We start from the raw sequence: 26,218 nt of genomic DNA on the forward strand, positions 1-26,218 counted from the left end.
GTGGCGGCAATCTGCACAAGTATTCATTCAGATTTCCGCCACATTTTTTATCAGCCCATCAATAAAAGCAGGCTATTCGGAATTTCCTTTCGAATAGTCCGAAAACTCTCCGGCACGTTCTTTCTTCTCATACGAGACCAACGTTTCCACACTTAGTGCTTTCCCGTTCTTAGGACTTATAACATCTATTACACCCGACAAAGAGCGGAATGTCTGCTCGCAGTTTGCATCTCCATTATAAGTCAACCGGCCCCTGTCAATAGCGCCCAAGACTACAGAAATGTACCGTTTCGGATCTCCCCGATATTCGATAATGGGGGGCGTCATATGTTCTCCTTCCCGAATCAGTTGGATGACAATTCTTTTTTTTGGTCAAGCAGATCCATCAGTTTTTCACTATGCACATCGATTTGCGCGTTTACTTCACGAAGTTCATTTTTCAATGAACAAAACAATTCATCATTCAATGAATTTTCCATAAAACTATTTTTATTGATTATAAAAAAGCCATTCCGGAAAGCACAGCTACTGCCTGCTTCCCGAAATGGTGACTAATACCTCCAAAACACTACGCTGTATTGCTCTCCACGGAACAATACGATATTTAAAATCTAAGGTTAGTTATCTTTCTGTTCCTTCAACCATCTTTCCACTTTTTCTACCATCGGCATTTCATACAGAAATATCCAGTCACTGTTGTTACTTAAAGCAGACAAGTGATGATGGTGGTTCTGGTCGGCAATATACCCCTCCGGACTCTCCATAAAACGAGTTTGCGAATAAGTCTTTTCAAATTCAGCACGCATACTTTTGAAGGAGTTACAAACGTCACCTATCCTTACTAATGCTTGAAGACGTTCTTCATCGTTTTTTGTACTGTCATAAACCTCTAAAATTTCCAACAATTTCACCGGATAGTGAAACAGTTCGTTCGTCTGCTTATAAATATCCAACGTGTAGCGATTGCGTAAAGCTGCCTGTTCAGCTACTTTCAAGCCTTTACAAATCTTCTCATAACGCGCCGATTCAATGCGGACGGTATCCAGTCTTCCCTGATATTTCCGCTTCCATTCTCCCGGTTTCTCCGAATCCGGCAAATCCAGCAACCGGAATGTTTCCGATACTCCCCAAGCAGGATTTCGCGTGCCGGAAACGACTAATGCCTGATCAAAGAAGAAAGCAGCTTTCTCCATTTCCGTCAGAAACTCCATTTGCTGACCGGACAATCCGAACTCCCTCCGGGCGTGCGCCCGGATAAACTCATCCACAGTCCGCCCGTCCGGATGCCAACTATATTCGCCCTGTGCTATAAGTCCGCGCATCACCGTTTCCCAATGGGCAGAGGCATCATCCCAAGCCGTGGCAAGGATGCCCTTCAACTGATTCTGAGAAACAAGTTTGCAGAAATCTTTAATATATTGTGCCCTGGAGTTGTTTCTGGGCATGAATGGGGTCTCGCCGGTCGCTGCGGCGGTAGCTCCCATTACATTCAGTCCATTCTTATGATACCATTCCAGGAGCATCTGATGGGACAAGACGGTAGGGTCTTCGTAATGCCAACGCATATAGATGCAATTCTTCGGGAACATCTTGATAGCTTCGTCCAGCCGGGAGGTATTCCAGTTCTTACGAATTTCATCATCGGTGAGCGGGCGATGCAACAACCACCAAAGGTCGGCATATTTCAAAGGCATATCATCCCAGAAGATGGGAGTTCTGCCATGTTCCACAGCAAAGTCACAGACCTTTTTGAGCCAGATCATCTGCAATTCAAAAGCTGTTTTTCCGGTCGCTTTACAACGTTCGTCTATGCCGATAGCCGTTATTTCATCTCCACCGATATGAAGATACTTGCCATCAGGCATGGCTTCCATCGCATCCCGGTAAAGATCAAACTGTAACTCATAGGTACGCGGGTCGGAAGGACAGAACTCCCAGTCACTATACGGATTTTCCCGCAGTTCCCAATGGCGTTTCAGGATAAAGCCGGCGTGTCCCAATCCTTGTACTAAGGGACTGATTTCAATATTACGTTCTTTGGCATAGCGACTGATAGCCTGCATCTCTTGTTTGCTGATGGCATTGGGGGCGCCCACTTCGGGACGGCGGGTATAGCGCAGCTTGTCTTCCACTTCCCAAATGATGGCATTTACCTTATAGCGGGCCAGTTTATCAATGGTCCGATAGTAGTATTCCGCCCGGTCCAGATGATGCTTCGTATCAAAGTGAACGGCACGGTAAGAGATTTCGGGATAATCCGTCATTCGGAGACATGGAATAGGGATACGAAGGTCACGACTATCCTCCATTAGTTGTTCCAAGGTCTGACAACCGTAGAACAATCCTGCTTGTCCACGCGATTGGATCGTTACTCCCCGGGATGTGATTTCCAGCGTATATCCTTCCGGAGATTCGGGTGTGTTCTGTTCCGACAGGGAAAGTGTAATACCTGCTCCTTGTTTTTCAATGCGGGGTAAAGCGTCCAGCAATGTTCCTAAAACGGGGATTTTACTTTCGCCTTTCGATACGATATATCCCAGTTCACTACCTGCTATCCCCTGCCCTTTCAATATCTCTATGTTCTGGGGTAAAGGGAGTATCTGAAAACGTGGGTCCAATCCCTTTGCCTGCGACATGGCGGAGACAAGTATAAACAGCAGTACGAAAGCTATTTTATTCTTTAATTTCTTCATTATCTATTTCTGTTTAATCATTTGCAGATAGTTCTTTCAATGTTCCTTCGGCTATTCCTACCCACTTGGCGGCTTCACGCCCCGAAGCAGAGGTGAAATTGCGGATAGCTGCGTCCAGTTGTCCGTTGTTCAGTATACGTGCCTTCTCAAAATCCTGAATGCCTTCCCGCAGCAGTTCCAGACGGATGCTGGAGATGGGAACAGCGGCGGCGGTATTTTCGCTGCGATAAATCATATTGAAGTCGCCGGACGCATTACTTCTATCCTGTGCACTGGTAGGGTCAGACTGTGTCCAGTAATCGTATGCCCAGCGCAGATATCCGTCAAATCCTTTTGCCAGCGCATACCACGCCATCCACGACATTTCTGCCGGATTGGTTTGCGCCGTAACGTAGTTGTTCGGGTATTGCTGCGAGCAACTGGTGTAGAAGGTAGAAACGGCATTGTCCGACTGGCGCTCGTAGCCTAAAATGGTCGAATAATCATACAGGCTGTTCTCTATCCCGCTGTCGACATTTCCTCCCGACAGTCCTATTTTCCAGTTCGCATCGTTCTCTTTGATTAAAGCTATGATTGACTTCATACCGTCTTCTTTAATCTCATCCATATAAAGCACGGTTTTGTCAAACCAGCCTTTTTCTTGCAGATGCGTCTTGAAAGAAGTCAGGAAAGCAGACCACACTGTCTTGTATTCTTCCGTACCGATGGTGAGTTCCAATGTCCGGTCCGTGCCCGACGCGTCTTTATATCCGACAGACGTCTTCCATCCGGCCAAAGAAAAACAGCTGATCTGTTTATTGATTCCCCATTCCATCATTTTCCCGACATATTTATCAAAATCGGTATAGTCGAATATCCACTCGTCGGAACTGTTTTTCGACCACTTCACCATCGTTTGTCCGCTATTGAAAGCACCGTCCTTGATATACGTGGTGATTACCTTCTGCCCGGCATCTGCCAACAGTTGATAAAACGGCTTCATCATCGCAAAATATTCGTCGGAGAAAGGAACGACATTTTCTCCGTTGTCCCGACACAGAGTTGTCAATTGGAAAGGGAACTGCCATAAATCAAGATGGAAACTCCAATCGGCTACCGCAGGCAACTGATGATCTACGACAAGCAATTCCAGATTAAACTTCTGCTTCACTTCATTGGCTGATTTCACCTGAATGGTTCCGGTATATATGCCCGGTACGGCATCTGCCGGCGTGTTTATGGTCACCCATATCTTAACGGGATCTTGAGTGGTGAGCGTTGTGACGGGTACTTGGGAAAGGGCATCGGCAATCAAGGTAGTGGTGCGGCTCTCATAATTTCCACAATCGAGTGCCTGATCGTCTCCCTTTATATAGGAAGGGAAACGAAGTCGGATATTGGAGGCAGAGATGCTGTTCGCGTCGCTCACCAGATCCGAAACTTCATAAGTGAGGTCGTCATATTTTTTATCTCCTGACCATAACACTATCTGTTTGTGTGTACGGTCGTTCTGCCAAAGGGTGTCTTTCCAAAGGGTGACGATCTTCGCTTCTTCCGTCTGAGCTTCGTGTTGCTGACCTTTGGAGTATCTCACAAACTTACTTTCGAACGAACCCCGCAGGGTAGTAACGGCAGGATCTACGGGAACGACAGGTTCTTCCCAGTTGTCGGTTGGCAACCCCTCGGTACAGGCTATTACTCCATAAGCCAGTGAAAACAAAAATATACTGCTTAATAAGAATTTCTTCATAATTGTTGATTTATCTCGTTATAGTATAATCATAAAAAGGTGTACTCAAGTCTAATTCTATCCGGTATGTACCAGCTTCGTCGATAGTAATATCCGTCCCTGTCTCCGACAGTCTGACAATACCATCGGACGCCCCATACGTTACAGTCGGATCACCGGCAGAGACCGGAATAGTGGTAAATTTCAATTTTCCGGCTGCAAGTTCTGTCGTCAAAGACCACTTGCGGGTGTCAGAATTGTAGACCATTGCTTTCACCGTTCCTGCGGCTGTCCCCGTAACAGCCCATTGTGTCTCCAGTAAAACGATCTGACGGGTAGTGAGGTCAAAATTAACTTTCCAAATGCCGGGAGAAACAATCGAGGCATTACCTCCATCAGTTGTCCAATCTCCCCAGGGACCGTCACACGGATAATAGCCGGTTCCCGGAGAGGATTTCTCCACCATCGCTAAAGTGCCATAAGATTGTCCGCTGCCCAATCCGGCGCTAACATCAAAATAGGCGGACTGGTCGGATTGCACCAAGCCGATGTTGTTCCAGCTCGTATTTGTCAAGTCTATATATCCTTCAAACAGATTATTATAGGTAATGGAAGCAATGGTCTGTGCCGTTTCTGTATTCAGGCCATAGTAATCTCCTTTCTCACCCGACATTACCAAATACATTACCGGAGGAGGATTATAACTCATCTCCAGTAGAAAAGTCTCGGTTTGTACACCCTTCGTCCATTCCAACACAAATTGGTTATTCCTGAAAGTAATCACATCTCCCACACTTATATTGACCGTAGCCGAAGGGTCGGAAATGTCTATCTGTTTCACTATGGCAGTAGTGGAAGGCTGATTGACTGCCACCAACAATGTTTCACTCAACAAGCCATCTTCCTGCAACAGAGGGGTAGCCACATAGTCCGTTCCGTTCACTTCCAAGACTAATCCCGAAATAGGCGAAACAAGGGTAGGATTCTCCGGATAAGAATCTTCACTGCAAGAAGCGACTCCTATCGCCAGACACAAAGTGGTTAAAATCAAAGTTATATTTCTTTTCATATCATTCGTTCTTTTCGATTATGTTATTGACATTTAATTGTATCCGGGATTTTGAACAATACCGGTCATGATGGTCATCTGGTCGCTCGGTTTCGGTAGAAGATAATTGTGGTCGTCAATCTTTGCCTCCGGATAATAAGCTTCCAAAGTCTCCTTCAGAATATGACGACGGCACAAATCGAACCAACGATTACATTCAAAAGCCAATTCCCAGTTACGTTCGTCCAATACCGCCTTGTCAAACTGTGCCGGAGTCAGTCCCGATAGTTTAGTCAGTCCTGCCCGTTCGCGGACTTCATTGATAGCATCGTATGCTGCCTTTGAAGGGCTGCCTTCTGCCTGATTAGCGGCTTCCGCGTATATCAGCAACACATCGGCATAGCGTAACATACAGAAAAATCCGTCCGCTTTATTAGCTGTAGCTATCCCTGAATATCCTCCGCTCTTTGGACCCGCATCCCGGTACTTTCCCACATAAGGCTGTGCCACATTGGTATCTTCCCACGAAGCACCGTCTCTCATCCGAGTATAAAAAGTCCCGCTCAAACGGCTGCCATCTCCTACGGGAAAAGTTTCCAGAAAGCGTTTGTCACTGGTCCAATCTGCCCAACCGTTTTCTCCGTGATCCGTAGGACGCACGGCCTGATGGATATAACTGCCTGTTGCATTGTCCGAACTGGCATAAAGCGCAAAGATAAATTCGGAGTTTATTTTACGGTTGCTCCATAACCACAATTGGGGATATACTTTTTCTAAGGTATAGACCTTTTCACTAATTACTTCATTTGCCTTATCACGTGCCAGCGCATAACAGGAAGTCTCATTCAACGGAAATCCCGCCATTGTCAAATAGACTTTTGCCAGCAACGCTTTTGCCGCCCAACGGCTGGGACGGCTCGGATCATCCTGTGAAAGAGGCAATGTCAACTCTGCATTCTTCAAATCAGAAACTATCTGCTCGTAAATCCGGGCAACACTCGCCTGAGGCTCTTTTGCCGCATTATCCTGATTTTCCTCCGTCAACAATGGCACTTCGCCAAACCAACGCACCAACTGGAAGTAATTAAAAGCACGCAAGAAATGGGCTTCCCCGCCAATCGGGGACAATTCGTCGGGAGATAATTTCGTGTTCTCACCGATAATCTTTATCAATGTATTGCACGCGCTAATACTTGTGTAATATGAGTTCCATAACTCATCCGTCACTTCGTCCGGATTTCCTACTGTGTTAATGTTAACCTGTTCGAATCCTTTCCATCTGATGACGGGGGTATTTACATCTTCGGCACCTGCACTGGCCGCATAGGGCATATCGGTACCATATAAAAGGATTAAGGGGGTATAGGCTCCTGTGATATAGCTATTGAAGTCGGTCAGTGTCTGGAAGAACTTATCGACAGTTGGCTGTCCGGTAAGATTCTCTGTCAAATCAGCGCAACTCGTACTTAATATTATCGCCAATAATCCGACGCAGCTCTTTTTTATAAGTGTACAATTCATAGTCTGTTATTATTAAATGATCATTAAAACGAAATATCCAACCCTACAAGGAAACTCTTTGACGAGGGATACACACCACGGTCCACGCCTGCCGCATCCGAGTCTGCTCCCATACTTGCTTCCGGATCAAATCCCGAATAATTGGTTATTGTCCATAGATTATTGGCACTGACATAGATACGGGCGGAAGAACATCCTATTTTTGACAATATCTTACGCGGAATGCGGTAGCCTAATGTGATATTTTTCAGGCGCAAATAGTCTCCCTTCTCCACCCAACGAGAAGAATTAACATACTCTGCTCCCGAAAAAGCAGGAATATTTGTCGGATTTTCCGGTGTCCAATGGTCTTTCATAACCGTACTGGTCGGGAATGCATCCGACGAATAAGTCTCACGCCGGACACGATTCTGATTATAAATGTCATTACCGGCCACTCCCTGCCAGAAAATATTCAGGTCGAAATCAAAAATCGTAAATGTATTGTTGAATCCGAAACTCAACTTCGGTTGGGCATTACCGATAATACCTATATCATCCTTATCTATTTTTCCGTCGCGGTTGATATCTACATACTTAGCGTCTCCGGGCTTTGCTCCGTAAAGCGCAGCCGTCGAAACTTCTGATTTCTGCCAAACACCGGCAAAGGTATATCCGAGGAATGTGCCCATCGGCTGTCCCACCATCTGGACATAAGAACCCACCAATCCCGGATAATCGGCACCGGTTGTAATAAGCGTATTGGACAGCCCGTCCAGTTCGAGAATCTTATTTTTATTGATATTCAATGTATAATTTATGTCCCATTTAAAATGTTTGGTAGAGACAGGAATGCCACCCAACATGATATCAAATCCTTTATTGGACACGGAACCGACATTGGTAAGGATGGAACTGACACCCAATACCGAAGGTACTTTCTGCCACATCAACAGGTCTTTGGTTTTCTTGTTATAATATTCGGCTGAGAAACTCAAACGCCCTCCCCACCATCGACTGTCTATACCGATGTTCAACTCACGGGTGCGTTCCCATTTCAGATTTTCATTGCCTAAATCCGATATTGCCAAAGTCGGATTTCCGCTATCGTCCATGCCCGGATAAAACTTTAAATGAGAAGAGTAAGCGGGCACTGCCGCATTGCCTACCGTACCGTAACTCCCGCGAATTTTAAACTCCGGTACTATATCTTTCAGTCTTTTCATAAACTTCTCTTCCATAAGATTCCATCCTAATGAAAATGCTGTAAAATTGTCGTATTTGTTTCCTTCTGCCAACTGGCTGGCTCCATCATAACGAACCGATCCGGAAAACATGTATTTATTCTTATAACTATAATTCACACGACCCATAAAAGACTGCATCACTGTAGTAGAATATTCCACCCAAGGGGCCTGCAAAATAGAGCCGAATTGCACTCCATTATATCCCATTCCCACCGGAATTCCTCTGGAAGAAGCAGATGTGCTCTGATAATTATCCTTCAATACTTCGTATACTCCGGTAGCCTGAACGGTATGATCGCCAAAAGCCTTATCAAAAGTCAGAATACTGGTACTTTGCAAAGCAATATAGCGTGATTGGGCCTTACTTCCGTTAATATCTCTAATATCGCCATTATTGACACGCTGATTATCAAAATACCCATTGGTATCGCTATGAGTCTTATATGAAAACAAAGAAGATAATTTGAGGAAATCCCAGAATTTATATTCTCCCATCAAAGAAGCATTAAAAGAAGCGACGGATTTATCGTCCACTATCTCCAAAGCATACCCCACCGGATTGTACAATGAAACCGGTCCTATTCCTCCACCCGGCTGTGTATATCCTCCTTCGCTATCGGGGTCATAGATGCGTTTCGTAGGCGACCATTGAAGTGCCGCATTAATAGCCTGTTCATAATCTCCATTATGCGTCTCGTCATAAGAGGCAAACGTATTCAGCGATAAATTCAAACGGGATGTAGCCTGAACTTTAAAGTTTGCACGAAAAGTATATTGTTTAAAATTGGTATTCTGCACAATGCCATCTTTATTGGTATATCCTCCAGCTATGAAATAAGAAATGCTTTCTTTCGCTCCACTGATACTGATGTTATGTGATTGGGAAACCGCATTCCGAAAAATCTTATCCTGCCAGTCCGTACTGTTTCCTTCCAACGGAATCTCATCCGGACCAAAAGCAGGATTGAGCCCATTCTCCTCCTGAGCCTCATTCATCAGCAGGGCATATTCTTTCGCATTCAATGCAGGCAAGGTTTTCCGCACTTCATCAAATGAAACAAAACCGTTGTAAGACACCTGCGGCTTTCCGGTTTTCCCATTTTTAGTTGTCACCAGAATAACACCGTTCGCACCTTTCGAACCATAGACAGAAAGGGCTGCAGCATCTTTCAATACTTCTATGGATTCTATCTGGTTAGGATTCAAGCTCCCGATATTCCCATCTTGAACACCATCGATTATGATCAAAGGATCATTTCCATAAGTCAGCGAGTTGGCTCCACGGATGCGGATCGTTGCCGATCCCGAAGGAGCACCATTGGAATTCTGCACAACAACACCTGCCACACGTCCTTGCAAGGCCTGCGCAGTACTGGCATTAGGAGCTGACAATAGCTCTGCTGACTTTACGGAAGAAACGGAACCGGTGATATCACTTTTCTTTTGTACACCATACCCCACGACAACTACTTCATCCAATACTTTAGTGTCTTCCTTCAGGACAATCCGAAGCAGATTCTTACTATCGGCAGCTCGAAGTTCCACACTCTGATAACCGATATAGGAGACTGAAATCCAGGCATCTTCCGATACTTCATTTATAGTGTAGTTTCCGTCAAGGTCCGTAATTATTCCGGTTGAAGTTCCTTTCACTACCACACTGGCCCCAATGATCGGTTCGCCCTTATCATCCACGACTGTTCCTTTTATGTTCTTCTTTGTACTGCCGTCATGAGGTTTCTGCGTCTTTTTCAAGATGACTATCATCTTGTTTTGCAACTTATAAGTCAAATCCTTATCCAAGACTTTATTCAGCACCTCATCCAATGATGCATTTTTGAAAGTTGCCGTAATTCTTTTATTCTCATTCACTTCATCTGTCTTATAGATGACAGATAAACCTGTTTGTTGCTCAACTTCTTTCAATACTGTCTTCAAAGTTTCATTCTTGAATGTCTTGTTGATGACCTGGGCGTGCAAAGTCACTGTCGCCAGACAGAATGAAACTAAAAGAAGCAGCTGTAATAAGCTCTTTCGGTTGTTCATAGTTTTTCTCGATTTAATTTAATAATAGTTGTTACGAAATGGAAATTATTCTCTGATATATATATCCTTGCCTTTACGTTCGACGGTTATCGGGATAATCTCTTGCAAAGCTGTCATCACCTCTCCGATTGTTTCTCTGTTGCGCAGAGAAATACGGAATGTCTTGTCTCCTACAGCTTCCGATTCCAGCCGAATATTCACATCATATTGTCGGGATAGTTTTGCGACCAGTTCCTTCAATGTAATGTGATCAAATTCTATACGGTTCTCCGCCCACGCTTTTGATTGTGAAGCGTTTACTTGGGTACGGATGAATTTTCCTGTTTCTACGTTCAATCTCATGGACTCTCCAGGAGACATCCTTATCGGACTGCCTTTATAATTCAGTTCGACCGAGCCTTCGAGTAAAGTGGTGGAAATGAACGGATCGTCATCATAGGCGGATACGTCGAACTTCGTTCCTTTCACAACGACGTCATATCCATGTGTCTGCACGATGAAAGTAACTCCCGCTTTCTTGGTGACTTCAAAATACCCCTCACCGTTCAGTTCGACTCTGCGATTGTCGGTATTAAACTTGTTCGAATACTTCAGTGTAGAACCTGCATTAAGCCAAACGACTGTACCGTCAGACAGAACGACTTTACTCTTCTCACCATAAGGAGTTTCGCATACAAAGTACGTTTCCGGTTGCAATGAGGAAGAGAGTTGCCGGACACCGAGGGTTCCTCCTACAGTCAGAAGTACGATGGCTGCAACAGCAGCCACTTTCCGCCAGACGGAAAATCTCGTTTTCGAAATACCCAGCATCGGGATAATGGCTTCCTGCGTGCGGATTTTGCGTTGTAATGTCTCCCACTCCTTCGTGGTATTGGAATCGGTAATGCCCGAGGCAATCCACTCCTTTTCCCACTGTCTGAATGCCGTGCGATTTGCTTCACTTTGTCCGACATACTCAAACAATAGTTTTTCGTCTTTTCGCCGGATTCTTCCTTCGAAATACTGAACGGCCAACTCACGAATGTTTTTCTTTTCTTCCATAATTTCACTTTCTATAAGATGTAACAACTATTATTTCTTTTACCCAACCACCCATACAAAGAAAAAAGCAGGAATTTTTCAGTTCCTGCTCTTCCAATCTAATTATCAATGGTTTATATTTTCCTCTTTTATTTATTATTCATAATCACCCAAGCAACAATCATAATATAAATGTCTACCGGATACTTGTCTTTGAAGTGTTTGGAGAAGCTTTTCAATGCTTTCGCAATGTGCTTCTCGACTGCCGTAGTCGATATCTGAAGTTTGTCTGCAATTTCACGATTCTTCAGTCCTTTGAAACGGCTCATCAGGAAGATTTCCCGCGAACGCTCGGGCAGCTGCCCGATGACAAGGTTGATTTGTTCCTGTAATTCGTCATATAGTAGTTTGTGCTCTGCATCTAGTGTGAAGTCGGCATAATAGAGCCTTTCTTCACCATCAATGGATGCAAGATATTCTATCTGATGTTTCTCGACAATGGAAAGATGCTTCAAATAATTCAGGCATCCATTGCGTACCATTGCAAAAAGTAAGGAGGTGACCGATACAGCCGACAACAACTCCCGCTTCTCCCAAAAACGCAGAAAACACTCCTGAATAATATCACGAGCCGTCTCTTCATCTTCCACGAAACGAATAGCATAGCCGCACAAACGGGGATAATAAGCCTTAAAAAGATATTCAAATGCCTGATTATTACCTTTTCTGATCTCGTCTAATAAGAACTTTTCATCTGAAAAATCAACCATAGTGTCGTATTTTGAAACAAAGGTATAAAGTTACAGATGACAATGATATTAATATTTTCTCAGATTTCCGATTTTTCAGCAGAGTTTCTGCATATAAAACTTTAAAAGCGATATTTTAACCGTTATTGGTAAAATATCGCTTTTAAAATATATAGCTCAACTATATTGACTAATAAGTAAGTCGGATACCCGCCTGAATATTGAAGTTGAACGGATTTTCCTTACGGATGGTCTGTACATCAGAACCGTCATCAAAGAAATAAGCAACACCGGGTTCTACGTATATACCTACCCGTTTGGTGGCATTAAACTGTGCGCCGACTGCACCGGAGACGGAGAATTGCAAAGGTTTCACAGTTTCCTTCTCTGTGCCCAGCTTACCATAAACACATTTCTCAATCATACCTCCACCGGATACATAAAGAGTAAACAGTTTCTTATCAAGGAAGTTCCAGTTTGCTTTTAACGGAATACCCAGATAATGCAGTTTCTGTTCTGTCTTCTGGTCGCTGTCCGCAAACTTTGCATCCGAAGAAAGCAAAGTGTAAGTCAACCCTGTCTCAACAGAAAAACCTTTCGCCAGACTCTTACGGACGGATAATCCAAAAGAGATAGGCTGATGGTGTTTCATATCAACCACCTGATTGGCCTGACGCAAATAAGGCACTCCATCTTCAAAGACCAACGTCTGGTCACTTGGTATGCTCAGCAAACCATTCGAAACCGATACCATGCTCACACGGGACATATAAGAAGGAATGCCCGATCCCAACTCTGTAGAAGCACCACCGGAGTTACCTACCGAAAGTCCCATCGACCATGTGCCTTTCTGTGAAGATGCCTTCTCAGTCGGAATATGCAGCTTATCTCTGCTGGAAGGACGGCGTGGTTTATTTCCCGGTTGTTCTGTATCCGTCTGCTTCTGCTGAGCAACCTTCGTTTCTTCCACCTGTTCCACTTCTGCTTTCCGGTCACCCGCCTTAGCTCCCACTTCCAAAGGAGCCTGTTTTTCTTTCTGAACAGGTGCATCTGCATTTGCTGTCGGTTGTGGAATATTCCGTTCCGCCTTCGCTATGCGATCCTTCACTACCGGACGTACTACCGGCTCTACCGTTGTTCCGGTCGCATCCGGTTGCTGTGCATCCGGCAAAATATCCGGAACAGAGGCTAACGCCGGAGTCTTGGCATGACGAATATCATCGGCAGCAGGAGTTCCCAAGAAATACAAACTGAGTGATGACACTAAAGCCAATAAAATGACAGCCGCAGCAGCTACTGTCCATTTACGATAAGGATATATCTTCCTCTCCACAGGAGGCATAAGTTCTTTTTCCAGTTGTTCCCAACCGGAAGCAGGCAGCGGCTCCGAGTAATCTCCGAGCTTCTCCTTCAACTTATTCATCCATAATTCTTTCTCTTCCATATCTCTACCTATCCGTTATTCATTATCCATTCTTTTACTCTCTTAGCCAACACGCTCTTCGCCCGAAATAATTGCGAAGCCGAGGACTTTTCATTAATACCTAATAACTGTGCTATTTCCTTATGCGACTTTTCCTCGAAGGTATAAAGGTTGAACACGGTACGGTATCCAGCCGGCAACTCTTCGATAAATCGCATCAATACTGCTTGCGGAATCATCTCAACAGCCGAAGCGTCGGGTTCCTCGTAGTCTTCGGGAACTTCCTCCAAAGGTGTCGACTGACTGATTACATCACTTTTGCGAAGATACTGTAAAGCAGTATTGACCATCACCCGTTCCATCCAAGCCCGTAATGAGCCTTCACCCCGCCAGGTGAACTTGTCGAAAGAACTGAATATTTTTATAAAACCATCGTGAAGCAGGTCCTGAGCTGTATCACGGTCGCCTGTATAGCGCAGACAGACGCCAAGCAAACGCCCTCCATAGTGCTCATACAATTCTTTGCGGGCTCGATTATTTCCCAGCCTGCATTGTTCCGACAACTCAAATTCTTCCATTTGCTTATACACGTGTTTACCTTATAAATGCAGCAAAGATAGAAATACTGCACAGAGAGAACAACTCTTTTGCAACTTTTGTTTCTTTAACAGATCCAAATGCAATATTTTCTCCCCTTCTGCATTTTCAAAATACAAAGCAACTAAATAGTATCAATTAAAAATCATTTTTATAGTATATGAAGAAATTTAAATTCATTGCATTTATAATTGCTGTTATGACCACCATGCCGATATTTCAGTCTTGTCTGGATGATGACTCTCCATCCGATTCGCTGGTCATCAGCACTATTAATCTGATCAGCCCGGATAGCAAGGATTTCTATTTCACCCTGGACGATGGAAAAACAATGTTCCCGAGTAATGGAAATGGATGGATCAGTGACAAGAGTAAAGACGGGCAACGCGCCTTTGTCATATTCAAAGAACTGGAAGAACCGGTGAAGGGATATGACTATAATATTCAGGTAAGAGAAATAAAAGAGATCCTGACCAAAGAAATCGTAACTATGGGAGAAGGAGAAAATACGGAAGAGAAGATCGGAGACGATAAAATCAATTCCACTTATATGTGGATTACCCAAGACAAGAAATATCTGACAATCGAATTCCAATATTACGGTACGCATAGCGAGGATAAGAAACATTTCCTGAATCTGGTCATCAACAACAAGGAAGCTGAACCTGCTGCCGATGATGCCAACGATGAGTATATCAATCTTGAATTCCGGCATAACGACGAAGGCGATACCGCCGACCGTCTGGGCGAAGGGTATATATCTTTCAAACTGGACAAGATTCAAGATCAGATGAAAGGTAAGAAAGGACTCAGAATACGTGTCAAAACCTTATATAACGGGGAAAAATTCTATGAAGTGAAATTCCCCTCATCTAATTAAATCTAGTAATTATAGAAACACTCTTTTTATTATAATATATAATTACGCAAAAGAGGGCGACAGTTGTGAAACTCTCGCCCTTAATTTTATCATGAAGTGATCCGTTTATTTCTTCTTATTATTTCTTTTCATTTTTGTCACCGAAATAATTCCAGACGAGTGCACTGACAGCCGCTCCTACAAACGGTGCTACAATAAACAGCCACAACTGCGACAACGCTTCTCCACCCTGGAACAATGCCGGACCGATACTACGTGCCGGATTGACGGAAGTACCCGTAATAGGGATACATACGATATGTACCAATACCAGCGAAAGCCCGATAGCAAGCCCTGCGAAAGCGCCCGCCCCTTTCTTCGGATCGGTAGATCCCAGCACCACTAATACGAAAATGAAAGTAAACACGACTTCTGCAATGAATGCCTGTAACATTTCGCCATCACCGAAACCATTGGAACCGGTAGCTGTCGGTCCGTCGTGCCCACCGGTAGTCACTAATGCGTAAAGAATAGCCGAACCGATAATCGCTCCTATCACCTGGAAAAGCATATACATGCCTGCATCTTTTCCATTCATACGTCCCGAAAGGAATACCCCTAACGTAATAGCAGGATTGATGTGACATCCCGAGATACCTCCGATAGCATACGCCATCGCCACTACTGAAAGTCCAAATGCCAAAGCAACACCGACTGTTCCTACTCCGGCTCCTACAGTACCGGCCATACTACCGGCAAAAACAGCACTTCCACATCCCATCAGAACGAGCACCATCGTCCCAATCATTTCTGCAATGTATTTTTTCATATTACTAAATAAAAATGGTTGATTCCTCAAATATAAAGAATTAAGACCAGAATTCAAAACGTATATGCCTAATTATTACTATCTTTGCGACATTTTTGAATAAAACCATCCAAACGATCCAATGAAAAAAGGACTATTTTATGCTATATTGGCCTCTGTACTATGGGCTATCGTCAATCCGTTCATCAAACAAGGGTTGAGCTATGACTTTTCTCCTATGAACTTTGCAGGTATCCGATTTACTACCGTAGGTATCATTCTTTTCGCTTATACCTGGCACAAGGGTATGTGGAAGGAGATTCGGCAACACAGTAAATTGTTTCTGAATTTGATTCTGATTAATATGTTTATGGGGTACACAGCTTTCTATTTTGGTGTCGATTTCGTAAGCGGAGCTATTTCTTCCATTATTATGGGAATGACGCCACTGATCAATGTACTGTTAGCTCATCTGCTGGCAAGCAATGACCGGCTGAATATTCACAAAATCATTAGTCTTATTATCAGCCTCATCGGCCTGTTACTTATCGTAGGTATGGGCAGCAATGGCGCACCACTGGACTGGAAAGGGATCACGGGTATTGTACTTTTACTGCTTAGTATCATTTTTCAGGGGTATTCCGCGATTTCCGTATCAGAAGACAAAGGTAAGGTAAACCCTATTTTCCTGAATGCTGTACAGATGTTCTTCGGGGGACTGCTTATCTACATGGTAGGACTAGGTACGGAAGGATATCACTCCTTTATCGGGAAACCTGCCGGATTCTATATCAGCCTTTCCATTCTGGTATTTATCTCGGTTTTTGCGTTCAGTTTCTGGTTTATCGCTTTGCAAAGTAAAGGAGCTAAAGTTAGTGATATCAATATGTGCAGGTTAATCAACCCGATATTGGGTGCCGTACTGAGCTGGATAATGCTTCCGGGAGAATATCCGACATTCAGTACCGTTGCCGGAATGATTATTATAGTCAGCTCCCTCATTATTTATTTTAAGGGAGCCGAAATAGCTCAATGGCTGAAGCACAATAGAGCCAAAAGCGACATACAGGGATAAGGAATCTTACAATAAATATTGAATGGATTGCAAAGACTGCATTTCTTTGGGTATAGCTGCCAGAATCTCTTCTTTCAGAACATTCAGCAAGCTATGCCTGATAAAATCCCTGCTGGTTGCCAGTACAATCTGCCGTGTAGGACGGGGAATAGCAAATGGGCGTACTAATTTCTTTTGTTCTTCTGTCAGTTGTGAAACAGCCAACTCGGGAATAAAAGTAATCCCTTTTCCACTTTCCACCATACGCATAAACGTTTCCATGCTTCCCAAATGGTAGGCCATCTGATTGACTTTTACCGTTTCCATCTGACAGAAACGTACCAGCTGGTCACGGAAACAATGCCCCTCGTCCAACAGCCAAAGGCGTTCGCCTGTTATATCGGAAGTACGGATCATCTCATGCTTGAACAGAGGTTCCTTGCAAGATACATACCCGAAGAATGTTTCATAGAAAAGAGTTTCTTCTTTCAGGAAGGTATCCTCCAGTTTGCTTGCTATGATTGCGGCATCAAGTTCTCCGGCATGCAACGCCTGCTGAATATCCTGTGTTTTCATTTCCGTGACACGGATGTCCAGTTCCGGATGCTTTTCCATCAGTTGAGGAAAGAAACGAGGTAGTAAATAAGGAGCTATGGTTGGCAATACTCCCAAACGGAATACACCTGCCAGCGACTGCTTTTCTTCACTGATTATTTCTTTCACCTGTGCAGTCTGCGCCAAAATAACACGTGCCTGATCAATTATCTTTTCTCCAATCGCTGTGGGACAGACAGGCTGTACGGTACGGTCGAATAACTTTACTCCTAATTCCTCTTCCAATTTCTGAATCATTGCACTCAACGTAGGCTGTGTCACCCGGCAATATTCGGCTGCCCGGGCAAAATGACGAAACTGGTCCACTGCTAAAATATACTCCAATTGTTGTATTGTCATCTATCAAATCAGATTAAGTTATAGATTTCTTCTATGCAAAGATAGAAATTTTCAGTTTGACAACAAGCATTTTCCGCCTTATCTTTGCAGTACAGAAAAAAAGAAAACGAATATAAATCATTAAAAACAAATAGAATATGAAAACTTTAGAATTTATCAAATTGAATGAATCGGGAGCAAACAACGTAGTAGCATCTTTGCAGCAATTACTGGCAGACTTCCAAGTGTATTACACCAACCTCCGCGGTTTCCACTGGAATATCAAAGGACATGACTTCTTCGTACTTCACAGCCAATTCGAAAAGATGTATGACGACACCGCTGAAAAGGTGGACGAAATCGCAGAACGTATCTTAATGCTGGGAGGAACTCCGGCTAACAAGTTCAGCGACTATCTGAAAGTGGCAAACATCAATGAAGTGGATAAGGTAAGCAACGGCGAACAAGCATTGAATAACATTCTGCAGTCTATCAGCTATCTGATTGGTGAAGAACGTAAGATTTTGTCTATCGCTTCGCAAGCCGGAGACGAAGTGACAGTTTCGATGATGAGTGATTATCTGAAAGAACAGGAAAAGATGGTTTGGATGCTGACGGCTTATAACAGCAAGTAAATATAAGGTTTAGATTTTAAGTGAAAAAGCGGGTGCCTCAGAGTTATATCTGATACACTCGCTTTTAATTTATAACCTTATCTCAGGTTCTTACTTCCGGACACAGACTTCACCGAAATATGAGTTGTTAGTCTTATGTCATCAGAAGAAGCACCAATCATTATCCGGAAATCTCCAGTTTCCACCACACGCTTCATACTCCGGTCGATAATGGACAAATCTTTTTCGGTTAGGGTGAAAAGAATTTCTTTCTCCTCTCCTTTTCTCAGAAAGAAACGTTCAAAATGCTTTAATTGCTTCAGGGGCTGGACTACCGAAGCGTACTCATCTTTCAGATAAAGTTGCGCAACTTCTTCACCGTCATAGTTCCCGGTATTTTTTACCTTAAATGAGACTTCGAAATGACAAGGGGATTTCTGTGTTATTTGCAAATCCGAATATTCGAAAGTGGTATAACTCAAACCATAGCCAAAACCATAGAGCGGAGAAGCGGCCATTTCGACATAATCATGATTGCGAGGAGCTTTTTTATTATAATAAACAGGTATCTGTCCAACAGAACGGGGAACAGAAACCGGTAATCGCCCGGCAGGATTATAGTCACCAAACAAGACATCGGCTATTGCATCCCCTCCTGCCTGCCCCGGATAAGAAGCGGTCAGCAATGCATCGGCACACTCGGATGCCCAGACTTTGTCTAACGGGCGCCCTTCTATATAGACAACGATTAATGGTTTTCCGGTGGTTTTCAGTGCATTCAGCAAGTCCTGCTGTTTTCCCAGTAAGGTCAGAGTAGCCCTGTCAAAGCCCTCACCACATTCCATATCGCTGATGCTCTTTTCGTCTGCGATTGCCGCGCCCGTTTCTTGATAGCTCGTCTTGAAATCACGTGCGCTGGAGCCTCCTACTACCGCTATTATGACTTCCGAACGGTGTGCTGCTTCAACTGCCTCCGCTATCTCATTCACAGTAGTATCACGGATAGCACATCCACGCACGTACTCCACTCTGGAGGGAGAGAGTTTAGAGATAACTCCATCCAATACGGTTCTTATGTCCTTATCTTCTTGTGGTGCTGTATAGTCTCCCAGCATGTTATAACGATTGTCTGCATTCGGTCCGACGACCGCCACTCTTTTTATTTTCTTACTTAAAGGAAGAATAAAATTCTTATTCTCCAACAATACTACAGACGATTGCGCTACTTTGCGTGCCAGTTTGACGTGCTCCTTATTACGCACCATTTTCGTAGTCGTTTTCGGATTTACATAAGGATGTTCAAACAATCCCATTTCAAACTTCATCCGCAATATCCGGTCTACAGCTGCATTAATCTGCGTTTCATCCAGTTTTCCAGACCGGACAGCTTGCAACAGATTCATAAACGCATCACCACCCAAATCTATATCGACTCCGGCAGATAGTGCCTGTACAGCCGCTTCTTCCATAGTGGAAGCAACGAAATGACTTTCGTGAATACCTTCGATACTATATAAGTCGGAAACAACAAATCCACGAAATTTCCACTCATTACGTAATAATTGTGTCAGCAAATAATGATTTGCCGTACAGGGAATACCATCTATTGAATTGTAAGAAGTCATCACAGAGAGTGCTCCTGCCTCTATCGCTTCCCGAAAAGGAGGAAGGAAGTTCTCATGCAGGTCCCGGGCCCCTACTGATGCATAGTTTCCGTTTTGTCCGCCTTCCGGCACCGCATAAGCCAGAAAATGCTTCAAAGTAGCTATGGTAGCATGCTCCCGGGATAAATCTCCGCTTCCTAATCCCGTGACCATCGCAGCTCCCAAGCGTCCACTCAATACGGGATCTTCGCCGAAGGTTTCCTCTACACGCGACCAGCGAGGGTCGCGAGACAAATCCAGTACAGGCCCATAACTTATATGCGCACCCTGTGAACGAATCTCTTTAGCAATCGCCTTTCCCACTTCTTCTATCAATGTCGGCGACCAAGTTGCCGCCATCCCTATGCCGGTAGGAAAGACAGTTGTCCCAATCGCCATATGTCCGTGAGGTGCTTCTTCAGCCAAAAATACGGGAATACCCAAACGGGTATTTTCTATTGCATATTTCTGCAATGCATTACCGGCTTTGGCTGCCAGTTCGGGGCGAAGTCCGTTCTCCAGGGTCTTCCTAGTCCAGGGATCAGCACGATAAGTCGCCCACAGCATACCTGCGTTCTTTTCTTTTATTAGTCTTTTAAACTTTTCAGAAGGGTACACTTCATCGTCCTTTATTTCGTACATTTCCCAGCCAAGAGGAGATAATAGTTGTCCGACCTTTTCCTCTAAAGTCATGCGTGAAAGCAAATCTTTCACCCGTTCGTCAACAGACAGGAGCGGATTTTTATAAAGTGGCAGAGAGGATTGGGCAAAAGCCCCGATATTCATTATCAATCCTATGATTAAAATAGATAATCGCTGTGTCATAATGCTATATGATATAATATAAAAATAACTTCCTGCAGGTTCCATTGTTGTTTCATGCGATGGAACTTTAGTTTCCAAGCAGGAGAAACTTTAGTTTCATTGGGAAGAAACATTTAGTTTCATTACTTGAAACTTTTGGTTTCAACGCTTGAAACTATTAGTTTCAAGGCATGAAACTAAATGTTCCTCCGGTTGAAACAAATCAAAGGTACTATTCATTCAAAAAGAATGCACCAAGAGACCGCACTGAGATATAACAATCCCTTATGTTGCAGATAATTTATCTGCAACACATCTGCAACACTATACACCACATTAAATCAAACCAATAAAAAGGCTGGTGACAGATGGTGCAGATAAAACAAAAAGTATTCTAGAGAGAGATTATTGACATCCTATCTCCGCTATTCCCAAAGAATCGCTTTCATCCACCATTCGAGTCGCTTTTAACCTAAGATAGCGAGCCTCAACCGGACTAAAGTACACATTCTGAAGAATCGGATTATTACGGATATTCGAAAATTCTCCCTGAGCTACGACTTTCATCGTCTCTTCGGTAGTACCGGCAGACAGTTCGTACGATGAAATCAGCCCTTTACTGTATTCACTTTGGTCGGGCAAATAGTAAAATGAATGAATGGTACGATTTTCGCCAAGGTCAATCACGATTTCTTTCCCTGAGATAAGAGCGGTAGTCTGATCGTTTTTGTCACTGCATTTCTTTGCTTCTTCTGCATCCACCCCTAAAATCGCAAAGGGGAAAGTCCTCAATTCTGAAGTTGCCGATGTATAATTCTCCGTTACATCGGGTGCATAATAAGCTCCTGCCTCACTGATACACAAGCATCCGCGGGCATCGGTAAACCTTATGCGCAGTTCTTCCGTTTCGACCGTTTCAAAGCGCAACAGACGTTTGTAGCCTACGGTGGTAGTATCCTCGTTACATTTAACCGGCAGCCATTGGTCTCCCTCCTTGTATTCTACAACAAAAGACTTCACCCGTTGCCCCAAAGGTATGTACTCTTGAATCATCACCCGGTTCATCTTCGTCGGCTGAGTGAAAGTAAAAGTCAGATCAGCGGAAGTCACTCCGTCGTTGGTCGCCCAATAAGTTTCATACTGTCCATCCGTTGCGGCACGAACCTTGAATTTTCCTCCACGCTCATCGGAAGCTACGACTTTTGCACTGCTCAACAAATTATCTGCCAACTCTTTCTGAACTCTTTGATGGAAAGAAACTGCATTCAATGAATCGGTCGGATGAATCAAACCGTTACGATCTACCGGGAAGTTCAATAATAAAGTCGCATTATGCCCCACACTACGATAGTACAAGTCCGTCAGTTGATCGACTGTTTTTACTTTATCATCTTCTTCAGGATGATAGAACCATCCCGGACGGATGGAAACATCACATTCCGCTGCTACCCATTGATTACCGTCGGCATGCCCATACTGCAGTTCTCGATATTTGGGATATCCCGGATATACCTCGCCTGCCCGAAGGAAAGACCAGTTGGTAGCTCCGGCAAATCCACTCTCATTTCCTACCCAACGGCACCCCGGTCCGCCATCCGAGAAGATCACCGCCTGCGGTTGCAATTCATCAATCATCTTGTAAGCACGCGGATAATCATAGTACGTTTTACGGTCGATGGTACGTACATCTTTTGCTCCTCCGTACCAACCGTCGCCTCCATTGGCTCCATCGAACCAGATTTCAAAGACGTCTCCATAATTAGTGAGCAATTCATTCAACTGCTTATAGAAATAATCCACATACTCCGGCGTACCATAATTTGCCTGATGCCTGTCCCATGGAGAAAGATAAACGGCAAACTTGATACCGTACTTCTTGCAGGCATCAGAAAGTTCGCGTACAATATCACCTTTACCGTCTTTGTAAGGAGTATTCCGGATGCAATATTCTGTCAGTTGTGTAGGCCACAGGCAGAAGCCGTCATGATGTTTGGCTGTCAGGATCACTCCTTTCATACCGGAGTTGACAAAGGTCTGCACCCATTGCTCACAGTCCAGACGAGCCGGATTAAACGTTTTCGGATCGGAGTCGCCATAGCCCCATTCCCGGTCATTGAAAGTATTGAGACCGAAATGCACAAAGGCATAAGTTTCCATCTTCTGCCAATTTACTTGCTTTTCCTGAGGAACAGGTAAAATAGCTTCCGGTACGGGAACACTCTGACATCCTGCCAAAAATAGACTAAAGACTGCTGTAGAAATGCTGGTTACGATTGGGGGTTTCTTCATGGTATTTGATTCATTTATAGTTTTATCTTTTCAGATGATTTTATTTGTCGGTGCTAAGATAGGAAATATTATATTACTAATCAACCGGATCGGCACATGTTATCACCAACGGTTTCACGAGTGCCCGTCCGTTGATCACGGGATAGACACGTGTTACAGCCGGAAACCTGCCGGAATATTGATATTCAACAGGCATCACACCTTCTTCACGGGCTTTCACCATGCGGGGACTGGTAAACTTAATATCCGTATTTCCACCTATCACCACAAACATCAGTTGCATATCATGATCGGTATCATTTACATATTTCAATTTCATCGTTTTCGTGCCACCTTTGCCTATCGTGCCGAATGCCATTACTTCAAAGTTCATCCAAAGTCCGCTACCATACTCATACGGATAGTTCTCCGATACCGGATGTTGGCAGGGAATGACAGTACCCTTTACCCAGATGCGGTTGTAGTTCGCATTGTTATTGCTCAAAACAACGACTTCCTTACTGAAGAATCCCGGTCGGTAAGCCGGATTGTAAGTCACTTTCACTTTCCCTGTGGCATTGGGGCGAAGCGGTTCTTTAGGATATTCAAACTGTACACAACCACAACCACTCGTTACCCCATTGATAGAAAGAACTTTCTGACTGACATTCCTAAACTCAAATTCATGTGAAACCAATCCGTCTTCTTCCTTTATTTCTCCAAAATCAAAGACGCGCTCTTCAAACACCAGTTCGTCAGAAAGCCGGGGCTCTTGCGCCATCGAAGGAAAGAGCACAAGGAATAAAAAGGTAATGGATAGAATCAATATTTTCATAATCTACAAGTATGGTACAAACATAATATTTTCCAAAGATAAGAGGGGACAAATAATTCTCTTTTCTCCATTTGACTTTGTCCCCTCCTCTATCAGATACGAAAATTCCGTTTATTCAGCATAAACGTCCAGCTCGTTGAAGGTACGGTAATATCCCCCCCATGAACCGCTACCATTGCTCCATTGCAAAGATAACCTCACATACCGTGCCGGAACCGCACCATAAAGTATGATATACTGATCTGTATTGTTCTCCACTACGGGAGCAGCAGCTCCCGCATCTGTCCAGTTGTTTCCATCAGTACTCAACTCTACTCCAATTCTGCTAAAGTTATAGTAAGAACCCCAACTCGAGGATGAATTTTTAAAATAAAGAGCAGTTACATTATTTGTAGCGTTCATATCAAGCGTAAAAGTAGGATTCTCTTCATTGGAGAATGACGCGCCAGAACCGGTATTTCCATCGAAAATGCGGGCTATCGAATTCGCATCTACCGAAGAATCGGTAGTTGTAGCCGTCCATGCAGAGCGGTCACTCACTTTTGCGCCTTTTATATCATCGGAGCCGGCATCTTCCTTAATCAGCCTTTCCTCCAGATTTACTACCACATAAGCCAGGTTTTTAGTAACGGTCACCTTTCCCTTTGTTGTCGACTCAAGACGTACAGGTATCAAGTAAGCTCCCTTTTCTGCCATACCGGAATACTTTTCTTCCGGTATGACGACTTCTATAGAGTCAGATGATAAATAAGAACCATTACCGACACTGACAGATGCCCTCTGCAAAACAGCTACAGAGGTCGTTTTATACTCCGTACCATTTTCCGTATTGAAAGCTTCCACCAAACCATTATCAATAACAGCAGTCACCGTTGCACTCCCATCCATGGGACGAGTAGCAGATACTCCAAACTTGGCGTAAACTTCATCACCAAAATATCCGACAGGCGTAGAAACCACCGTAAAGGTTTCGACAGCTGCTGAAGTATTATTAAACTGGCCTTTCGGAGGGAAATAAATTAGATTATCAGGATTACCCACAACATCATAACTCTCATCATCGCATGATTGAAAGCTAAATAGTCCGGCTACCGCCAGCAATCCTAAGATATATGTATTTATTTTCATAGCTATTCCATATTTTATTACTCGTTACACCTATTATTATCGTCACTATCCCATGCAATGGCACTGCTATAATTTAAGTTATAAGTCAGTCCGGCCCCTTCATTTATTTCACGGGCTGTATTGGTCCAGTCCATATCATAGCCATGTCCTGTTGCATCTTTAAAGATGTGTCCTTCGCCTTCATTCATCTTCCAGTATGCAACCAGACCTTCCGATTGTGAATCAACGCCACAAAGATTCATCTGTAGTTCGCCTGTACTCAAAGCACGGTTCCAGACACGAACTTCGGCAATACGGCCACGGAAATACTGAGATCCGCGATATCCTGTCCACGACATTCCCAGTTCAAAACGCTGGAAATCGACCGGTTTACCGTCACCATCACCTTGCGCATCTTTCACTCCGTCTACATACATAGTCAGTTTACTGCCATCATAAGTCAAAGAAATCATATACCAGCGGTCGGTACTAAAACGGGTGCTGGACACAATACTGCCACTGGGGCTTACCCACTGCAAAGCATTGATATCTAATCCATTCTCTCCAAATCGCAGCATGCTTGAACGCTGTTCGTCCGCAGAAGTGAAACTACACAGACGAGCTATACGATGCCACTCCTGAGAATAACATTTGATCTCATAGGTGAAGTTGGATAATTCCTGCTTCTTATCATCCGAGAAAATAAAGTTACTATAAAGATTCGTGTTACTGATATTCAATGAGGTGAAATGAATCACACGGGATATCTGCAGGAAAATAGTTTTCGATGGTTTCAATATGTCAAGCCCCTCCACTTGCGTCATAGTGACAGGAATGACATATACACGCCCTTCGGCAAAATCTTCCGTAGAAGTAACCTTGACTGTAACCGGTGTAGAGAAGGCTTTGCCTGCCTGAATCACGGCATCGGCATTTTCGAGAACCGCGGCACCATCCGGTATTGCATAATACTTAGTATTATGTTCTTGATTATAGGACTCTACCAACGATCTGTCAATAGCAAATTTCACATTCACATCCTTATCTACTTTGTCTGTGGTAGAGGCAGTAATTGCATACGAAGAAGGGGTATCCTCCACTACAAACTTTGTTACGGGTGTAGTTTCCGTTCCTGTGATAAAAGCTACATTTTTATTATAATCAAATTTATCACCCTCCGTACAACCCAGAATGGATAAACCTACTATTACTCCCAATAAGGAATGTTTAAATATATATGTTTTCATCATGATTCTTATTTA

At 43.8% G+C, this 26,218-nt stretch carries 21 protein-coding genes; 3 read left to right on the forward strand and 18 right to left on the reverse strand.

What is annotated here, in order from left to right; translation table 11 throughout:
- Window positions 1–72: 72 nt before the first annotated feature.
- The 11 genes from HMPREF2794_RS18605 to HMPREF2794_RS18650 all read right to left on the reverse strand — a co-directional run bounded on the left by HMPREF2794_RS18605 (window position 73) and on the right by HMPREF2794_RS18650 (window position 14,012).
- The gene (locus HMPREF2794_RS18605) at window positions 73–327 is read right to left on the reverse strand and encodes a hypothetical protein (RefSeq protein WP_010537412.1); all 255 of its coding nucleotides are present in this window, start codon (window positions 325–327) and stop codon (window positions 73–75) included.
- 17 nt (window positions 328–344) lie between these two features.
- Complete coding sequence (locus HMPREF2794_RS29815; RefSeq protein WP_022301701.1) at window positions 345–479, reverse strand: hypothetical protein; 135 nt, start codon at window positions 477–479, stop codon at window positions 345–347.
- A 138-nt stretch (window positions 480–617) separates the two neighbouring features.
- Window positions 618–2,693 carry a family 20 glycosylhydrolase gene (locus HMPREF2794_RS18610; protein ID WP_010537411.1) on the reverse strand — a complete coding sequence of 692 codons (2,076 nt, stop codon included), beginning with the start codon at window positions 2,691–2,693 and terminating at the stop codon, window positions 618–620.
- Window positions 2,694–2,706: 13 nt separating this feature from the next.
- Window positions 2,707–4,422, reverse strand: coding sequence for a DUF4091 domain-containing protein (locus tag HMPREF2794_RS18615; RefSeq protein WP_070752179.1), 1,716 nt, complete (start codon window positions 4,420–4,422; stop codon window positions 2,707–2,709).
- Window positions 4,423–4,432: 10 nt separating this feature from the next.
- Window positions 4,433–5,470 carry a cadherin repeat domain-containing protein gene (locus HMPREF2794_RS18620; RefSeq protein WP_070752181.1) on the reverse strand — a complete coding sequence of 346 codons (1,038 nt, stop codon included), beginning with the start codon at window positions 5,468–5,470 and terminating at the stop codon, window positions 4,433–4,435.
- Window positions 5,471–5,503: 33 nt separating this feature from the next.
- Window positions 5,504–6,970: a RagB/SusD family nutrient uptake outer membrane protein gene (locus HMPREF2794_RS18625; protein WP_070752183.1), complete on the reverse strand. Its 1,467-nt coding sequence runs from the start codon at window positions 6,968–6,970 to the stop codon at window positions 5,504–5,506.
- 23 nt (window positions 6,971–6,993) lie between these two features.
- On the reverse strand, window positions 6,994–10,242 hold the full coding sequence (locus HMPREF2794_RS18630) for a TonB-dependent receptor (RefSeq protein ID WP_130061737.1): 3,249 nt from the start codon (window positions 10,240–10,242) through the stop codon (window positions 6,994–6,996).
- A gap of 45 nt (window positions 10,243–10,287) precedes the next feature.
- Window positions 10,288–11,283: a FecR family protein gene (locus HMPREF2794_RS18635; RefSeq protein ID WP_070752187.1), complete on the reverse strand. Its 996-nt coding sequence runs from the start codon at window positions 11,281–11,283 to the stop codon at window positions 10,288–10,290.
- Between the two features lie 128 nt (window positions 11,284–11,411).
- On the reverse strand, window positions 11,412–12,032 hold the full coding sequence (locus tag HMPREF2794_RS18640) for an RNA polymerase sigma-70 factor (protein WP_055269920.1): 621 nt from the start codon (window positions 12,030–12,032) through the stop codon (window positions 11,412–11,414).
- Between the two features lie 169 nt (window positions 12,033–12,201).
- On the reverse strand, window positions 12,202–13,455 hold the full coding sequence (locus HMPREF2794_RS18645) for an outer membrane beta-barrel protein (protein ID WP_070752189.1): 1,254 nt from the start codon (window positions 13,453–13,455) through the stop codon (window positions 12,202–12,204).
- A gap of 8 nt (window positions 13,456–13,463) precedes the next feature.
- Complete coding sequence (locus tag HMPREF2794_RS18650; protein WP_008760422.1) at window positions 13,464–14,012, reverse strand: RNA polymerase sigma factor; 549 nt, start codon at window positions 14,010–14,012, stop codon at window positions 13,464–13,466.
- 179 nt (window positions 14,013–14,191) lie between these two features.
- On the opposite strand from HMPREF2794_RS18650, the gene HMPREF2794_RS18655 reads away from it, so the two are divergent.
- Window positions 14,192–14,911 carry a NigD1/NigD2 family lipoprotein gene (locus tag HMPREF2794_RS18655; protein WP_010537403.1) on the forward strand — a complete coding sequence of 240 codons (720 nt, stop codon included), beginning with the start codon at window positions 14,192–14,194 and terminating at the stop codon, window positions 14,909–14,911.
- Between the two features lie 118 nt (window positions 14,912–15,029).
- Here HMPREF2794_RS18655 and HMPREF2794_RS18660 read toward each other — a convergent pair whose 3' ends face one another.
- Window positions 15,030–15,719 (reverse strand): MIP family channel protein, encoded by a 690-nt coding sequence (locus HMPREF2794_RS18660; protein WP_032841205.1) that lies wholly within the window; start codon window positions 15,717–15,719, stop codon window positions 15,030–15,032.
- 121 nt (window positions 15,720–15,840) lie between these two features.
- On the opposite strand from HMPREF2794_RS18660, the gene HMPREF2794_RS18665 reads away from it, so the two are divergent.
- Window positions 15,841–16,773: a DMT family transporter gene (locus HMPREF2794_RS18665; protein WP_010537401.1), complete on the forward strand. Its 933-nt coding sequence runs from the start codon at window positions 15,841–15,843 to the stop codon at window positions 16,771–16,773.
- 6 nt (window positions 16,774–16,779) lie between these two features.
- Here the strand turns inward: HMPREF2794_RS18665 and HMPREF2794_RS18670 are convergent, their stop codons facing one another.
- A complete protein-coding gene (locus HMPREF2794_RS18670; RefSeq protein ID WP_010537400.1) occupies window positions 16,780–17,706 on the reverse strand; it encodes a hydrogen peroxide-inducible genes activator in 927 nt (308 codons plus the stop codon).
- Window positions 17,707–17,843: 137 nt separating this feature from the next.
- Between HMPREF2794_RS18670 and HMPREF2794_RS18675 the strand changes: the two genes are divergently transcribed.
- On the forward strand, window positions 17,844–18,320 hold the full coding sequence (locus tag HMPREF2794_RS18675) for a Dps family protein (protein WP_008760417.1): 477 nt from the start codon (window positions 17,844–17,846) through the stop codon (window positions 18,318–18,320).
- Between the two features lie 77 nt (window positions 18,321–18,397).
- Here the strand turns inward: HMPREF2794_RS18675 and HMPREF2794_RS18680 are convergent, their stop codons facing one another.
- The 5 genes from HMPREF2794_RS18680 to HMPREF2794_RS18700 all read right to left on the reverse strand — a co-directional run bounded on the left by HMPREF2794_RS18680 (window position 18,398) and on the right by HMPREF2794_RS18700 (window position 26,206).
- A complete protein-coding gene (locus HMPREF2794_RS18680; RefSeq protein WP_070752230.1) occupies window positions 18,398–20,767 on the reverse strand; it encodes a glycoside hydrolase family 3 N-terminal domain-containing protein in 2,370 nt (789 codons plus the stop codon).
- Between the two features lie 384 nt (window positions 20,768–21,151).
- The gene (locus tag HMPREF2794_RS18685; protein ID WP_070752191.1) at window positions 21,152–23,035 is read right to left on the reverse strand and encodes an alpha-L-fucosidase; all 1,884 of its coding nucleotides are present in this window, start codon (window positions 23,033–23,035) and stop codon (window positions 21,152–21,154) included.
- 76 nt (window positions 23,036–23,111) lie between these two features.
- Window positions 23,112–23,849 (reverse strand): DUF1573 domain-containing protein, encoded by a 738-nt coding sequence (locus tag HMPREF2794_RS18690; RefSeq protein WP_010537397.1) that lies wholly within the window; start codon window positions 23,847–23,849, stop codon window positions 23,112–23,114.
- A gap of 111 nt (window positions 23,850–23,960) precedes the next feature.
- The gene (locus tag HMPREF2794_RS18695; protein WP_022300782.1) at window positions 23,961–24,977 is read right to left on the reverse strand and encodes a discoidin domain-containing protein; all 1,017 of its coding nucleotides are present in this window, start codon (window positions 24,975–24,977) and stop codon (window positions 23,961–23,963) included.
- Between the two features lie 17 nt (window positions 24,978–24,994).
- Window positions 24,995–26,206: a DUF1735 and LamG domain-containing protein gene (locus tag HMPREF2794_RS18700; protein ID WP_010537395.1), complete on the reverse strand. Its 1,212-nt coding sequence runs from the start codon at window positions 26,204–26,206 to the stop codon at window positions 24,995–24,997.
- Window positions 26,207–26,218 lie beyond the last annotated feature (12 nt).

It is taken from the genome of Bacteroides sp. HMSC067B03 (assembly GCF_001811315.1).
In the GTDB taxonomy this organism is placed as follows: Bacteria; Bacteroidota; Bacteroidia; order Bacteroidales; family Bacteroidaceae; genus Bacteroides; species Bacteroides faecis.

What these genes read in the sequence shown, in the direction of transcription:
- HMPREF2794_RS18605 (WP_010537412.1), bottom strand. Translation starts at nt 327, where the DNA reads ATGACGCCCCCCATTATCGAATATCGGGGAGATCCGAAACGGTACATT.
- HMPREF2794_RS29815 (WP_022301701.1), bottom strand. Translation starts at nt 479, where the DNA reads ATGGAAAATTCATTGAATGATGAATTGTTTTGTTCATTGAAAAATGAA.
- HMPREF2794_RS18610 (WP_010537411.1), bottom strand. Translation starts at nt 2,693, where the DNA reads ATGAAGAAATTAAAGAATAAAATAGCTTTCGTACTGCTGTTTATACTT.
- HMPREF2794_RS18615 (WP_070752179.1), bottom strand. Translation starts at nt 4,422, where the DNA reads ATGAAGAAATTCTTATTAAGCAGTATATTTTTGTTTTCACTGGCTTAT.
- HMPREF2794_RS18620 (WP_070752181.1), bottom strand. Translation starts at nt 5,470, where the DNA reads ATGAAAAGAAATATAACTTTGATTTTAACCACTTTGTGTCTGGCGATA.
- HMPREF2794_RS18625 (WP_070752183.1), bottom strand. Translation starts at nt 6,970, where the DNA reads ATGAATTGTACACTTATAAAAAAGAGCTGCGTCGGATTATTGGCGATA.
- HMPREF2794_RS18630 (WP_130061737.1), bottom strand. Translation starts at nt 10,242, where the DNA reads ATGAACAACCGAAAGAGCTTATTACAGCTGCTTCTTTTAGTTTCATTC.
- HMPREF2794_RS18635 (WP_070752187.1), bottom strand. Translation starts at nt 11,283, where the DNA reads ATGGAAGAAAAGAAAAACATTCGTGAGTTGGCCGTTCAGTATTTCGAA.
- HMPREF2794_RS18640 (WP_055269920.1), bottom strand. Translation starts at nt 12,032, where the DNA reads ATGGTTGATTTTTCAGATGAAAAGTTCTTATTAGACGAGATCAGAAAA.
- HMPREF2794_RS18645 (WP_070752189.1), bottom strand. Translation starts at nt 13,455, where the DNA reads ATGGAAGAGAAAGAATTATGGATGAATAAGTTGAAGGAGAAGCTCGGA.
- HMPREF2794_RS18650 (WP_008760422.1), bottom strand. Translation starts at nt 14,012, where the DNA reads ATGGAAGAATTTGAGTTGTCGGAACAATGCAGGCTGGGAAATAATCGA.
- HMPREF2794_RS18655 (WP_010537403.1), top strand. Translation starts at nt 14,192, where the DNA reads ATGAAGAAATTTAAATTCATTGCATTTATAATTGCTGTTATGACCACC.
- HMPREF2794_RS18660 (WP_032841205.1), bottom strand. Translation starts at nt 15,719, where the DNA reads ATGAAAAAATACATTGCAGAAATGATTGGGACGATGGTGCTCGTTCTG.
- HMPREF2794_RS18665 (WP_010537401.1), top strand. Translation starts at nt 15,841, where the DNA reads ATGAAAAAAGGACTATTTTATGCTATATTGGCCTCTGTACTATGGGCT.
- HMPREF2794_RS18670 (WP_010537400.1), bottom strand. Translation starts at nt 17,706, where the DNA reads ATGACAATACAACAATTGGAGTATATTTTAGCAGTGGACCAGTTTCGT.
- HMPREF2794_RS18675 (WP_008760417.1), top strand. Translation starts at nt 17,844, where the DNA reads ATGAAAACTTTAGAATTTATCAAATTGAATGAATCGGGAGCAAACAAC.
- HMPREF2794_RS18680 (WP_070752230.1), bottom strand. Translation starts at nt 20,767, where the DNA reads ATGACACAGCGATTATCTATTTTAATCATAGGATTGATAATGAATATC.
- HMPREF2794_RS18685 (WP_070752191.1), bottom strand. Translation starts at nt 23,035, where the DNA reads ATGAAGAAACCCCCAATCGTAACCAGCATTTCTACAGCAGTCTTTAGT.
- HMPREF2794_RS18690 (WP_010537397.1), bottom strand. Translation starts at nt 23,849, where the DNA reads ATGAAAATATTGATTCTATCCATTACCTTTTTATTCCTTGTGCTCTTT.
- HMPREF2794_RS18695 (WP_022300782.1), bottom strand. Translation starts at nt 24,977, where the DNA reads ATGAAAATAAATACATATATCTTAGGATTGCTGGCGGTAGCCGGACTA.
- HMPREF2794_RS18700 (WP_010537395.1), bottom strand. Translation starts at nt 26,206, where the DNA reads ATGATGAAAACATATATATTTAAACATTCCTTATTGGGAGTAATAGTA.